Genomic DNA, 13,367 nt, shown 5'->3' on the forward strand with positions numbered 1-13,367 from the left:
CTACCAGACCCGCGGGCGTAGCGTTGTCTGCTGAGATCACACTGCGACTCACAGGGGTCAGTCATGGGCCAGATGCCGAAGCTTGACGCCTATCAACTCTCCGACTGCTACAGCCGAGACCGTGGCCGCGTCTTCCTCACCGGTACGCAGGCGATCGTTCGCATCGCGCTCGATCAGGCGCGGCGCGACCGCGCCGCTGGGCTCAACACCGCGGGGTTCATTTCCGGCTATCGCGGCTCGCCGCTCGGCGGGGTCGATCTCGAGCTCTGGAAAATCGGCGAACTCTTGAAAGACAACCGCATCGAATTCCTGCCCGCGGTCAACGAGGACCTCGCTGCCACCGCCGTGCTCGGCTCGCAGCAGGTGGAGACGCAAGCGGACCGCGAGGTCGATGGCGTGTTCGGGCTCTGGTACGGCAAGGGCCCCGGCATCGACCGCTCCGGTGACGCGCTGAAGCACGGCAATGCCTATGGCTCGTCGCCGCATGGCGGCGTGCTGGTGGTTGCCGGCGACGACCACGGCTGCGTGTCGTCGTCGATGCCACACCAGTCCGACGTCGCCTTCATGAGCTGGTTCATGCCGACGCTGCATCCGGCCGATGTCGGCGAATATCTCGCGTTCGGCGAATACGGCTACGCGCTGAGCCGCTTCTCCGGCATGTGGGTGGGCTTCAAGGCGATCTCGGAGATCGTGGAGTCAGGCGCATCGGTCGAGCTGCGCGAGCCGCGCGTCTTCGCGCAGCCGGACTTCGTGCCGCCGCCGAGCGGCCTGCACTATCGCTGGCCGGATCTGCCGGGACCGCAAATCGAGGAGCGGCTGGAGGCGAAGAAGCATGCGGTCTACGCGTTTGCAAAAGCCAATCCGATCGACCGCCGCATCTACGACGTCAGGGACGCGACCTACGGCATCGTCACGACCGGCAAGGCGCATCACGATTTGATGGAGGCGCTGCGGCTGATCGGGCTCGACGAAGCCGCCTGCCGCCGCGTCGGCATCGACATCTACAAGGTCGGCATGGTGTGGCCCTTAGCGCTGCACGACGCGATGGAGTTCGTGAAGGGCAAGCGCGAGATCCTGGTGGTCGAGGAGAAGCGCGGCATCATCGAGAGCCAGTTCAAGGAATATTTCTACGATTACCCCGGCGCGAAGCCGGAGCGCATGGTCGGCAAGCACGACGAGCGAGGGGCGCGGCTGATCTCCTGGACCGGCGAATTGTCGCCGCGCATGCTGGCGGACGTGCTGGCGCGGCGGCTCGACCCGATGTTTCCGGAATTGCAGCTCGCCCGACGCGTCGCCGCGCTCGCGCCCGAGCAGGACCGCACCATCGCGGTGCCGGGCGCGACCCGCACGCCCTATTTCTGCTCCGGCTGCCCGCACAACACCTCCACGAAGGTGCCCGAAGGCTCCAAGGCGCTGGCCGGGATCGGTTGCCATTTCATGGCGAGCTGGATGGATCGCGAGACCTCGTCGCTGATCCAAATGGGCGGCGAAGGCGTCAACTGGGCGGCCTCGGCGCGATTTACCGGCAACAAGCACATCTTTCAGAATCTGGGCGAAGGCACCTATTATCATTCCGGCTCGATGGCGATCCGGCAGGCGATCGCCGCCAAAGCCAACATCACCTACAAGATCCTGTTCAACGACGCCGTGGCGATGACCGGCGGCCAGCCGGTCGACGGCCCGGTCAGCGTGCAGGCGATCGCGCATAGCGTCCGCGCCGAGGGTGTCTCGCGGATCGCGCTGGTTTCCGACGATCCCGCGCATTTCTCGCCCGCGGACCTCCCCGTCGGCGTCACAATTCATCCGCGCGAGGTGATGGACGCGGTGCAGCGCGAGCTGCGTGATATCCCTGGCGTCACCGTGCTGATCTACCAGCAGACCTGCGCGACCGAGAGGCGCCGCCGGCGCAAGCGCGGCCAGATGCCCGACCCGGCGCGCTTTGCCTACATCAACGATCTCGTCTGCGAGGGCTGCGGCGACTGCTCGGTGGAGTCGAATTGTCTCAGCGTCGAGCCGAAGGAGACGCCGTTCGGCCGCAAGCGCAAGATCAACTTCTCGACCTGCAACAAGGATTTCTCCTGCCTCAACGGGTTCTGTCCGAGCTTCGTCACCATCGAAGGCGGCAAGCGGCGGGCGAAGGGCGCCAGCGCAATCGATCCGCTGGTGCGCGCCGCCACGCTGCCGGCGCCGCAGCCTGCGACGCTGGAACGGCCGTATGACCTGCTCGTCACTGGCGTCGGCGGCACCGGAGTGATCACGGTCGGTGCGCTCATCGCGATGGCCGCGCATCTCGAGGGCCACGGCGTCTCGGTGCTCGACTTCACCGGCTTCGCGCAGAAGTTCGGGCCGGTGCTGAGCTATCTGCGGCTGGCGGCGACGCCTGACGCGCTGCATCAGGTGCGGATCGACCAGGGCGCTGCCGATGCGCTGATCGGCTGCGATCTCGTGGTGAGCTCGTCGGCGAAGGCTTCCGGCACCTATCGCAAGGGCATGCGCGCCGCTGTCAACATGGCGGAGATGCCGACCGGCGACGTCGTGCGGTTCCGCGACGCCGATCTCGCCTCGCCGGTCCGGCTCCGCGCGATCGAGCGGGTGATCGGATCGGGCAATCTCGGCACGCTCGACGCCAACGCACTGGCCGAGCGGCTGCTCGGCGACAGCGTGTATGCCAACATCATGATGCTTGGCTTTGCCTGGCAGCAGGGGCTGGTGCCGGTGTCGCTCGACGCATTGCTGCGCGCGATCGAGCTGAACGGGGTGACCGTCGAGCGCAACAAGCAGGCGCTGGCCTGGGGCCGGATCGCGCGTGCCGATCCGGAGTTCCTGCCGAAGGCGGAGAGCGCTGCGGCCAACGCGCCCGAGACGCTGGAGCAGATGATCGCACGGCGCACCGATTTCCTGCGCGATTATCAGGACGCGGCCTACGCTGCGCGCTATCGAGAAGTGGTGGACAACGTGCGGCGTGCCGAAGCCGCGTTCAACAGCACGAGCCTCACCGAGGCCGTCGCGTGGTCGCTGTTCAAACTGATGGCCTACAAGGATGAGTACGAGGTGGCGCGGCTGCATATGCAGACCGGCTTCCTCGACGAGCTCAGCCGCGAATTCGATGGCGATTTTACGGTGCGCTACCATCTCGCGCCGCCCTTCCTCCCCGCACAACGTGATGTGCGGGGGCGGCCGCGCAAGCGCGCGTTCGGGCCATGGATCCGGACGCCGCTACGCTTGCTCGCGCGGCTCAAGGGGGTGCGCGGTACCGCGTTCGACGTGTTCGGCTACACCGCGGAGCGCCGCGCCGAGCGCGAGCTGATCGCCTGGTATGAAGCGCTGATCGACACCATGCTCGGCAACCTCGACCCGGCGCGCCTGCCCGACATCATCGCGATCGCCAAGGCGCCGCTGGAGATCAGGGGCTACGGCCCGGTGAAGGACGCCGCCATCGCCAAGACCAAGGCAGAAGTCGCGCGGCTGACCGCGCGACTTGCCTCAGATCCGGCGCACCACGACGACGGTTCAGGAACCGACCGCCGCGCCGCGCTTGGCGGGTGACATCAAGCCGATCACGATGGTCGCGAGCACGGCCACCACGATGTTGAGCAGCAGCGCGCCAAAGCCGACGTAGAAGGAGTAGCTGGCATCGCCGAGCGAGATGCTGGCGAGCGGCTTCAGCCCGTTGTGCCACGCTGTCCACGTTCCCCAGCCGATGCCGACCGCCCAGCCGAGCAGTAGTCCGCCGCCGCGGAACCAGTTGGTGAACAGGCCGAACACCAGCGCCGGCAGCGTCTGCACGATCCAGAGGCCGCCGAGCAGTTGCAGGTCGAGCGCAAATTGCGTCGGCAGGAACAGGATGAAGGCGAGCGCGCCGACCTTCACCACCAGCGAGGTGATCTTGGCGACCGCCGCCTCGCCGGCATGGGAAATGTCCGGATTGACATAGGACTTCCAGACATTGCGGGTGAACAGATTGGCGGCGCCGATGCTCATCACCGCCGCCGGCACCAGCGCGCCGATCGCGATCGCGGAGAAGGCGAAGCCGGCAAACCATTCAGGGAACAGCTCCTTGAACAGCATCGGCACCACGTCGTTCGGCGACGCCACCTTGATATGGGCGGCATGGGCCATGTAGCCCAGCAGCGCGATCAGCCCGAGCAGAACCGTATAGGCCGGTAACAGGATCGCGTTCTTGCGGATGGTGTCCGCCGACTTCGAGGCGAACACGCCGGTCAGCGTGTGCGGATACATGAAGGCGGCGAGTGCCGATCCCAGCGCCAATGTCGCGTAAGGCAGATACTGCCCGGGCTTCAGGGTCAATCCGGTAGCGCCGCCCTTCGCCGTGAAGGCGTCGTTGGCGGCGGCGAACACTGCGGCGTAGCCGCCGAGCTTGGTCGGCACCACGACCACGGCCGTCAGCACCACGATGTAGATCATGATGTCCTTCACGAAGGCGATCAGCGCCGGAGCGCGCAGGCCGGAGCTATAGGTGTAGAGCGCGAGGATCACGAAAGCCGCGACGATCGGCAGCTCGCCGGAGAGCCCCATCGCCTTGATCACGACCTCCATGCCGATCAGCTGCAGCGCGATATAGGGCATGGTCGCGACGATGCCGGTCAGTGCCACCGCGAGCTCGAGGCTGCGCGAACCATAGGCGCCCTGGACGACGTCGGCGGCGGTGACGTGGCCGGCGGCATGCGCCTTCTTCCACAACAGCGGCATCACCGCGAACACGAAGGGATAGACGATGATGGTGTAGGGCAGCGCAAAGAAGCCGTAGGCGCCGACCGCATAGACCAGCGCCGGCACCGCGATCACGGTGTAGGCGGTGTAGAAATCCCCGCCGACCAGAAACCAGGTGATCCAGGTGCCGAACTGGCGGCCGCCGAGCCCCCATTCGTCGAGATGCTCATTGACCGGCCCGGATTTCCAGCGCGCGGCGACGAAGCCCATCACGGTAACGAGTGCGAAGAAGAAGATGAAAATGGCGAGGGCGACCCACGCGATATGATCGGTCATATCGTCCCCTCACCGCGTCTCGTCGGAATCGGGCGTGCGGCTGCGATAGACCAGCCAGATCAGGAGCGAGGTGATCGGCACCCAGGCAAACTGGTACCAGTAGAAGAAGGGAAAGCCGAGCAGCGACGGCTCGACGAAATTATAGAACGGCACCCATAGCAAGCCGACAAACGGCAGCAGCAACAACATCCACATGACAGGCTCCAGCCTCGGCCGGCTCGATCGGCCGGCACTCCTGATTCTCGATTCTCGGCCGATTTACGAACCTGTTCGATGCAAGGCAATCGGAATTGGCCGTATTGCGTTGCGATACCAGACATTGTGATCGCGTGCGGGCCGATCCTCCTGTCCTCGGAATGAGGACAGCCAACCACTGAACGAGCAGGTACAATTCCACCCGCGCTGCTGCATTTCAGAGGAGACCGTCATGGATCACAGCCCATTATTGCTCGGTTCGGCCATCGTCAATTTCGTGCTGGCGGCAACGCCATTCATCGCGGCGGCGGCCGCGCAACCGGCGATCAATCTCGACCAGCTCACCGCGACGCAGGCCGCGGCCGATGTGTGCGCAGGCAAGATCACCAGCAAGGCCCTCACCGCGGCGGCGCTGGCGCGCGCCAAGGAGCTGAGCAGGCTCAACGCCTTCATCACGCTGGACGAGGCCGGCGCCATGAAGGCCGCGGAGGCGTTCGACGCCGGCCGCAGGGAGGGCGAATGCAAGCCGCTCGGCGGCGTGCCTGTCGTGATCAAGGACAACATCGAAGTGGCCGGCCTGCCCGCGAGCGCAGGCACGCCGGCGCTGAAATCCTACGTGCCAGCCAATGACGCGCCTGTCGCCGCGAAGCTCCGCGAGGCCGGCGCCATCATCATCGGCAAGACCAACATGCACGAGCTCGCGTTCGGCATTTCCGGCTACAACACCGCGTTCAAGACGAGTTCCGAATTCGGCGTGCGCAATGCCTACGATGTCGCGAAGATCGCCGGCGGCTCGTCGTCGGGCACGGGAGCCGCGATCGGCGCGCGGATCGTCACCGCGGGCCTCGGCACCGACACCGGCGGCTCGGTGCGCATCCCCTGCGCGGTGAACGGTTGCGCCTCGCTGCGGCCGACGGTCGGACGCTATCCGCAAGGCGGCATCGCGCCGATCTCGCACACCCGCGACACCGCGGGCCCGATGGCCGCAACGATCGCCGACGTGGCGCTACTCGATCGCGTGCTGGCCGGTGGCAGCCCGGTGGCGCCGGCCAACCTGAAGGAGGTGCGGATCGGCGTCGCCAAGCCGCTGCTCGCCAATCTCGACGGCGACACCGACGCCGCGTTCCGCGCGGCGCTCGACCAGTTGACCGCGCAAGGCGTCACCGTGGTCGAGGTCGAGATGGACAAGCTCGGCGAACTGAACAACCAGGTCGGCTTTCCTCTCGCGCTTTACGAGGCCTATGACGACATGGTCGCCTACCTCAAGCACACCGGCACCGGCATCACGATCGAAGCGCTGGCCAGGGAGATCGCGAGCCCGGACGTCAAGGGCACCTATGACGGGCTGGTGATCCCGCGCAAGCTGCCGGGTCCCGACAACACCGTGGTCGACGCCAAGCCGATCTACGAGGCCGCGATGACAACGGCGCGGCCGGCGCTACAGGCGCTCTATCGCGACACCTTCACCGGCAACAAGCTCGATGCCATCGTCTTCCCGACGGTGCCGAAGGTCGCGATCGACTCCAATCCGGATGCATCGAGCCTCGCCAATTTCGGCCTGTTCATCCAGAACACCGATCCCGGCAGCAATGCCGGCCTGCCCGGCATCCAGCTCCCGATCGCGCTTGGCGCATCGAGCAAGTTGCCGGTCGGCCTCGAGCTGGACGGCCCCGCCGGCAGCGACACGAGGCTGCTCGCGATCGGCATGGCGATGGAAAAGGTGTTCGGCCGGCTGCCCGCGCCGGGGAAGTAGGTCACGCTAACAAGCACGCGTCACCTCGCCCTGCTTGCGGAGAGAAGGAGAGGGGCTAATGCCTCGGAAACAAGCTCGCGACGCCGCTGCGGCGGCGGACGCCGAGTTTCTGGAAGATGCGCGCGATGTGGGTGCGCACGGTCGACGGCTCGACCTGCAAGCGGTGCGCGATCTCCTTGTCGCTGGGATCATCGGCGATCATCCGGGCGATCTCGAATTCACGCACCGAGAGCCTCAAGACCGGCGACGTGCCGCCCCTACTCCGCCTTGATGCCGGCATCCTCGATCACCTTGCGCCAGCGCGCCTCTTCGCCGGAGAAGTAGCGGTCGAGCTGAGCCGGGGGCGCGGCCACCATCACGAGGCCCTCGTTGACGCCAAGCTTCTTGAAGGCGTCCGACTGCACCGCCTTCGCAGCCGATTTGTTCAGGCGATCGATGATATCAGGCGGCGTGTTTGCGGGCGCGTAAAGGCCGTACCAGGATTCCGCGGCGTAGCCCGGGACACCCGCTTCCGACACGGTCGGCAATTGCGCGAACGACGCCGAGCGCTCGGCCGAGGTCACCGCGATCGCGCGCAGCTGCCCGGACTCGACCAGCGACGCGCAGCTTGCCACCGTGGTGAACATCACCTGGATCTGGCAGCCGAGCAGATCGGTGATCGCGGGCGCTGCGCCCTTGTACGGAACGGTGGTCAGGTTGACCCGGGCCAGATGCTTGAACAACTCGCCGGCGAGATGCGCCGAGGTGCCGGTGCCGTAGGTCCCGTAGGAGAGCTTCTCCGGATCGGCCTTCGCCGCCGCGATCAGGTCAGCGATCGACTTGATCGGCGAGGCCGGATTGACCACGACCACGTTGAAGGAGCGCGCGACCAGCGCGACGGGTGTAAAATCCTTATGTGGATCGTAGGGCAGCTTGCTGTAAAGGCTCGGATTGACCGCGTTCGCAAACGTCGCCATCAGCAGCGTGTAACCATCGGGCGCACTGGCCGCGACGCTCTGCGTGCCGATGATGGTGCCCGCCCCCGGCTTGTTCTCGATGATGACGGTGACGCCGAGATCCTTCTGCATCTCCTGCGCCAGCGTGCGGGCGACCACATCGGTGCTGCCGCCCGGCGCGAACGGCACCACGATCTTGACGACGTGGTCGGGATAGGCGGCGAACGCTGGTGATTGCAGCAGCGCATTTGCTGCGATCGCGAACAGGATGAATGTCAGATAGCGCAACATCATCGGGAGGCCCCCGGCTGCAAGTACGCCCTTCACATAGCCGGGCCTTTCATACACGCGTGCGCCATGCAAGGGGCGACGAGCGGTCATGACGCGATACGCACATGCATTGCATCAAGCCATCGACTAGCATTCGCGCCAACAAGACCATTGGGGAGGATCGCATGAGGCACTGGCTCGCCGGATTGATGCTGCTGGTGGCGCCGCAGGTGTTTACGCATCAGGCGTTCGCGCAGCATGCCGTTCCGACCATCGCCTTCGAGTCGGTGCCCAATCCGCTCAAGCTGCCACCGAACATGTATTTCGGCGAGGCCACCGGGGTCTCGGTCAATTCCAAAGGGCATGTCTTCGTGCTGTCGCGCGGCAACACCAGCGGCCCGGCCTACGCCGCGGCGGCTGCGCAACTGCTCGAATTCAACGCGCAGGGCACATTTGTCCGGGAGATCGGCAAGAACCTCTATGCCTGGTCGTTCGGCCATTCCGTGAAGATCGATCCTCATGACAATATCTGGGTGACCGACAAGGGCTCGGACATGGTCATCAAGTTCGATCCCGCCGGCCGCGTCGTCATGGTGTTCGGCCGCAAGCAGGAGGCCTCCGACGAGGACACCGCGCCGCTGAAGCATCCGAAGCCGCCGCTGCCGGCAGAGGACGGCCGCTTCCGCCAGGTCACCGACGTTGCCTGGGACAAGGCCGGCAACACCTATATCAGCGACGGCTACATCAATTCGCGTGTCGCCAAGGTGGACAAGAACGGCAACTGGCTGAAGTCATGGGGCGAGCGGGGCACGGAGCCCGGCCAGTTCAACACGCCGCATTCAATCGCAACCGACGCCGACGGCAATGTCTACGTCGCCGATCGCGGCAACCATCGCATCCAGGTGTTCGACGGCGGCGGCAAGTTCCTGCGCCAGATCGTGATCGACGTGCCGGTGCCGCCCGACGCCAGGCCCGCGATCGGCAAGATCCCTGATGAGGCGATGGTCGCGGGCGGCACGTTCGCGCCGGGATCGCCCTGGGCGATCTGCATCACTCCGCCGCCGCACCAGGTGCTGTACTCATCCGACGCCTGGCCCGGCCGCATCTACAAGCTCTCGCTCGACGGCAAGGTGCTCGGCATGCTCGGACAATCCGGCAAGCAGTTGAAACAGTTCGGCTGGGTCCACGCGATCGCCTGTCCGTCGGAGAACGAGCTCTACGTCGCCGAGCTCCTGAATTGGCGCGTGCAGAAGCTGTTGCTCAAGCCATGAGGCCGTAGAGTGGGAAAAGCCCAAGCGTGCCCACCAGCGCGAGCACGACACTCGATTGTGGAGACGGCTCACGGCTTGACGTAAGTCCAGCCATGCTCCTCCAGTTGCATGATGTGGATGACGCCAGACTTGACCACTTGGGCCTGGGAAATGATCGGAATGTCCTTGTTCTCGGCCTTGTGCATGTTCTCCTGGGTGTTGCCGCAGGCCTTGTAGGAAATCTCCGGTGTGCTCAGCGCCATTGTCTCGATCCGCGCCTTCACGGGCGAGGTGTCATCGCGCAGCATATGCAGGCCCGGCCCGAACGTGACCACCTCGATCTTCACCTGCTCACCGATCTCCTTGTAATATTGCGCAACGTTCATCGCGTTGTTGAGAGCGAGATTCATCGCGGCAGGATCATTGGTATTGACCTGCAGGATCAGCCGGTGCTCCTTTTTCTTTGCAGCAGCCTCTGTCGCGAGCGCAAGGGCGGAACGCTTATTCGTTTGCACGGCGGCCGTGGACTTTGCAGACGGCTTGGCTACCTGCATCCTTATGGTGGTATGAGGCTTCGACGTCAGTATCAACGGCCGCTCGGCATCCTGCGCCGCGGACAAAGCCGTGGAGACCACGAGCGCGATCGCGCCCGTCATTGCTGTTGCCGCGATATGCCCACACTTGCTCATCGTCCACCTCCCTCGAAGTGCGCTACACCTTGATTATCGGTCATTGGGCTTGGCGACGGCGTGCGGCCATTTGCACGTGGCACCGATCCTTGCCCGCAATGTTTCCAGCCCGTGGAGTGAGAAGACTCCGTCCAGCTCGCGTCCCTTCTGCGGCAGCAGCCGCACCGCGAGTTCCCCGTCGGCCGGAAGCGACAGCAGCAGAGCGACGGCGTCACCTTTGAATGCGACGCCGTCGCCAAATGCTGGCACGCCGCCCGCGAGCTGTACCGACTGACCGCCATTGACGCGATAGGAAATCAAGTAGTCGTCGCCACGACCGGCGGTGACGGATCCGGTGACGGCGAGTTCCGTGCGTCCGCCGCGGCAGCGAATCGCAAGCTGCATCGGCGGCCCGCCCGCGTCCCTGCTTGACGAGGTCGTGGCGGTGGCAATCGGCGAATAGTCGATGGGCGACGTCGTCTCTGTGACGACCCAGTTATCGCCCGCCAGCGCCAGCTGCAGCGGAGGCGTTGCGCGACGCGGCAGCTTGTCGAGGCACTCCGACCGGTCTGTCCATTGCATCAGCGAGCAGCCAGGAGACTGCGGCGTCGGTTCGCTCGCTCCTTGCGCTGACGCAATGCAGTTTGCGACCGCGAGTGCAACGGCGAACGGGAAGGTTGCCGCCTTCATTGCGATGCCCGGCTTCCGTGCGCGTGACTATCGAGCCAGGCCTGCGCCGCTGGGAAGCGCGCAAGCCCTGGGACCGATCCGGCGAGATTGATCGACTTCCATTTCGGATCGAAGCCGGGTCCCTGCAGCTTGTCGAGCCGCGAGAACAGATGTTCGACAAAGCGCGCCACGCGCGCATAGCGGTTCGAGCTGGTCGGCCAATTGAAGGCAACCAGCGCGGTGGGCACGGCGATCGTCTCCACGCGTTCGCCCGGCTTGATCAGGTTGGGATAGTCGGCCGCCTCGAGGCTGGAGGGAAGATAGTAGTCTTCCAGCTTGTTGTTGTATGGAACGGGCAGGAACTTGAAGCCCGGCTCGAACCGACCGCGCACGAAGGCACCGACCGGCTTGGATGTGATGAACACCACCGCCGCCATGCCGCCCTCGCCCTTGCGCATCTGCTCCAACGCGATCGGATGCGGGATGAAAGTCTTCTCGACGTCGAGACCGAGACGAGAGAAGATCAGCGGTCCCGAATAGGCTGCGGCGGTGCCGAGCGTATTGAAATTCACCTTCTTGCCTACGAGGTCGTTGAGGCTTTGAATTTCCGGCCGTACGAAGACGTGCAGCTCGGAAGGGAACAGGTTGAGCACGTAGGCGATCTTGTGCTGAATGTTCGGCACCTGGTTTTTGTACTCGTCGAGCGAATCGGAGTTGATGATCGCGGCATCGATGCCGCGCAGGTAGAGGAGCGAATTGACGTTTTCCGTCGGTCCGCGTGTCACGACCGGCAGGACATGCAGATTGTCGCCGTCGTCGACCACGCGAGCCATTTCCGTGGCGAAGCGGATCGGCGCGCCATCCAACAGACCGCCGGCGAGGCCGACCGTCCAGGCGTTGATGGTCTCGATTGGCTTTGCGGTCCCGGTCTGCTGCGATTGTCGTGGCGAACGATGCCGCTGCGCATCGGCACTCTGCGTACGAACGTGCTTCGTTTGCGCACCCACCAGAGCGGGCTGAACGGCAAGGAACGCAGACAGTGCTGCGAACACGAGCAACGTCCGTGATCCTACACATTTGTTCATCGACCAACTCCTACATTCGACGACGCACTCGCGACGCCGCGCATCGTGTCGATCTCCAACCGGCGCTACCGCCGCAGCGCATCGAGGCGCTCCTTTGCTTCCTTGACTCCGCCGGCCTCAGCCTTGACGTAGAGAGCGAGCGCCTTCGTCGCATCGCTGCGCGTCCCCAAGACTCCCCATTTGGAAAGAATAATGGGATCATAGGTTTCAGCGAGCTTGAAACTTGCCTGGGCATTGCCGGCTGCAGCCGCGCGCTCAAGCACGATCCGCGCAGAACCGATATCGCCACGGCCGAGCAGCATGTCCGCGCGGGCGACCAGCCTGGTGAACTCAGCAGTATCGTCGGGGTTGGACGGCAGCTCGGCTTGCGCATCCGCACCGGCGGTCTGCTCTACGGTGACCGGTATCGCCGCCTCCGCCTTGTGTTGCATGCTGATCCGATCCGTGATGCCAGGCTTTGGCGCATTCTGACTGCTTCGCGCCGCCTGCTTGAGCTCTGCCGCCTGATCGCAAGCTTGACGCGCTCGAGCATCGTAGGCGTACATCTTCGTGCGCGTCGCCGAGAGCTCGGCGGTCAACGTCTCGACCTTGTCCTGCTCCTGTCGCAGCGATTGCTTCAGCTCGGTTGATCCCTTCTCCGCCGCCTGTTTCAGCTTCGCGGTTTCCTCGCCCGCCTTGGTCGCCAGCGCGGTCTGCGCCTCGACATCGCGCCGCGCCGCCGCGAGATCCTGTTCCAGTCGGCTCGCGCGGTCGCGTTCCTCCTGCAGCGATTTTCGCAGGTCCGCCGAGCCGGCGTCCGCTGTCTGCTTCAGCTGGCTTGCCTCGGCGCCCGCCTTGGTCGCCAGCGCAGTCTGCGTCTCGACATCGCGTCGCGCCGCCGCGAGATCCTGTTCCAGCCGGTTCGCACGGTCGCGTTCCTGCTGCAGCGATTCTCCGAGATCCGTCGGGCCGCTTTGCGCCGCCTGCTTGAGTTCTGGCGCCTGATCGCTAACCTGACGTGCTTGAGCATCGTAGGCGTACATCTTGGTGCGCATCGCCGTGAGCTCGGCGGTGAGCGTCTCGACCTTGTCCTGCTCTTGGCGCAGCGATTGCCTCAGCTCGGCTGAATCCTTCTCCGCCGCCTGTTTCAGCTTCGCGGATTCCTCGCCCGCCTTGGTCGCCAGCGCGGTCTCCGTCTCGACATCGCGTCGCGACGCCGCGAGAGCCTGTTCCTGTCGGCTCGCGCGGTCGCGTTCCTGTTGCAGCGATTTTCGTAGGTCCGCCGAGCCGGCGTCCGCGGTCTTCTTCAGCTCGCTTGCCTCGGCGCCCGCCTTGGTCGCCAGCGCGGTCTGCGTCTCGACATCGCGCCGCGCTGCCGCGAGATCCTGTTCCAGCCGGCTCGCACGGTCGCGTTCCTGCTGCAGCGATTTTCGCAGGTCCGCCGAGCCGGCGTCCGCTGTCTTCTTCAGCTGGCTTGCCTCGGCGCCCGCCTTGGTCGCCAGCGCGGTCTGCGTCTCGACATCGCGTCGCGACGCCGCGAGATCCTGTTCCAGCCG

Annotated in this window: 11 protein-coding genes; 3 read left to right on the forward strand and 8 right to left on the reverse strand. The window is 65.1% G+C overall.

Features of this window, described 5'->3' with window-relative positions; genetic code table 11:
* The first annotated feature begins 63 nt into the window (after nt 1-63).
* Nucleotides 64-3,546: an indolepyruvate ferredoxin oxidoreductase family protein gene (locus AS156_RS08655; RefSeq protein WP_066502651.1), complete on the forward strand. Its 3,483-nt coding sequence runs from the start codon at nt 64-66 to the stop codon at nt 3,544-3,546.
* On the opposite strand, the gene mctP is transcribed toward AS156_RS08655, so the two are convergent.
* Together mctP and AS156_RS08665 are read right to left on the reverse strand one after the other, a co-directional pair.
* On the reverse strand, nt 3,511-5,007 hold the full coding sequence (gene mctP, locus AS156_RS08660) for a monocarboxylate uptake permease MctP (RefSeq protein ID WP_066502655.1): 1,497 nt from the start codon (nt 5,005-5,007) through the stop codon (nt 3,511-3,513). The genes AS156_RS08655 and mctP overlap by 36 nt on opposite strands.
* Before the next feature lie 9 nt (nt 5,008-5,016).
* Nucleotides 5,017-5,202, reverse strand: a complete 186-nt coding sequence (locus tag AS156_RS08665; protein ID WP_066502659.1) for a DUF3311 domain-containing protein — start codon at nt 5,200-5,202, stop codon at nt 5,017-5,019.
* A gap of 325 nt (nt 5,203-5,527) precedes the next feature.
* Between AS156_RS08665 and iaaH the strand changes: the two genes are divergently transcribed.
* The gene (gene iaaH / locus AS156_RS08670; protein ID WP_066502931.1) at nt 5,528-6,955 is read left to right on the forward strand and encodes an indoleacetamide hydrolase; all 1,428 of its coding nucleotides are present in this window, start codon (nt 5,528-5,530) and stop codon (nt 6,953-6,955) included.
* Nucleotides 6,956-7,010: 55 nt separating this feature from the next.
* Here iaaH and AS156_RS08675 read toward each other — a convergent pair whose 3' ends face one another.
* Both AS156_RS08675 and AS156_RS08680 read right to left on the reverse strand, forming a co-directional pair.
* On the reverse strand, nt 7,011-7,181 hold the full coding sequence (locus AS156_RS08675; RefSeq protein WP_160331067.1) for a response regulator transcription factor: 171 nt from the start codon (nt 7,179-7,181) through the stop codon (nt 7,011-7,013).
* Nucleotides 7,182-7,212: 31 nt separating this feature from the next.
* A complete protein-coding gene (locus tag AS156_RS08680; protein WP_066502665.1) occupies nt 7,213-8,184 on the reverse strand; it encodes a Bug family tripartite tricarboxylate transporter substrate binding protein in 972 nt (323 codons plus the stop codon).
* Nucleotides 8,185-8,345: 161 nt separating this feature from the next.
* Between AS156_RS08680 and AS156_RS08685 the strand changes: the two genes are divergently transcribed.
* The gene (locus AS156_RS08685) at nt 8,346-9,431 is read left to right on the forward strand and encodes a peptidyl-alpha-hydroxyglycine alpha-amidating lyase family protein (RefSeq protein WP_066502668.1); all 1,086 of its coding nucleotides are present in this window, start codon (nt 8,346-8,348) and stop codon (nt 9,429-9,431) included.
* 68 nt (nt 9,432-9,499) lie between these two features.
* Here AS156_RS08685 and AS156_RS08690 read toward each other — a convergent pair whose 3' ends face one another.
* The 4 genes from AS156_RS08690 to AS156_RS08705 all read right to left on the reverse strand — a co-directional run.
* Nucleotides 9,500-10,066, reverse strand: coding sequence for a DsrE family protein (locus AS156_RS08690; RefSeq protein ID WP_245312625.1), 567 nt, complete (start codon nt 10,064-10,066; stop codon nt 9,500-9,502).
* Nucleotides 10,067-10,132: 66 nt separating this feature from the next.
* A complete protein-coding gene (locus tag AS156_RS08695; RefSeq protein ID WP_066502678.1) occupies nt 10,133-10,768 on the reverse strand; it encodes a hypothetical protein in 636 nt (211 codons plus the stop codon).
* Nucleotides 10,765-11,832, reverse strand: coding sequence for a TAXI family TRAP transporter solute-binding subunit (locus AS156_RS08700; protein WP_066502682.1), 1,068 nt, complete (start codon nt 11,830-11,832; stop codon nt 10,765-10,767). Before AS156_RS08700 ends, AS156_RS08695 begins: the two co-directional genes overlap by 4 nt.
* Nucleotides 11,833-11,897: 65 nt before the next feature.
* Nucleotides 11,898-13,367 (reverse strand): coiled-coil domain-containing protein (locus AS156_RS08705; RefSeq protein ID WP_488226042.1); only part of this gene is annotated, 1,470 nt, incomplete at its 5' end.

It is taken from the genome of Bradyrhizobium macuxiense (assembly GCF_001542415.1).
Lineage (GTDB): Bacteria > Pseudomonadota > Alphaproteobacteria > Rhizobiales > Xanthobacteraceae > Bradyrhizobium > Bradyrhizobium macuxiense.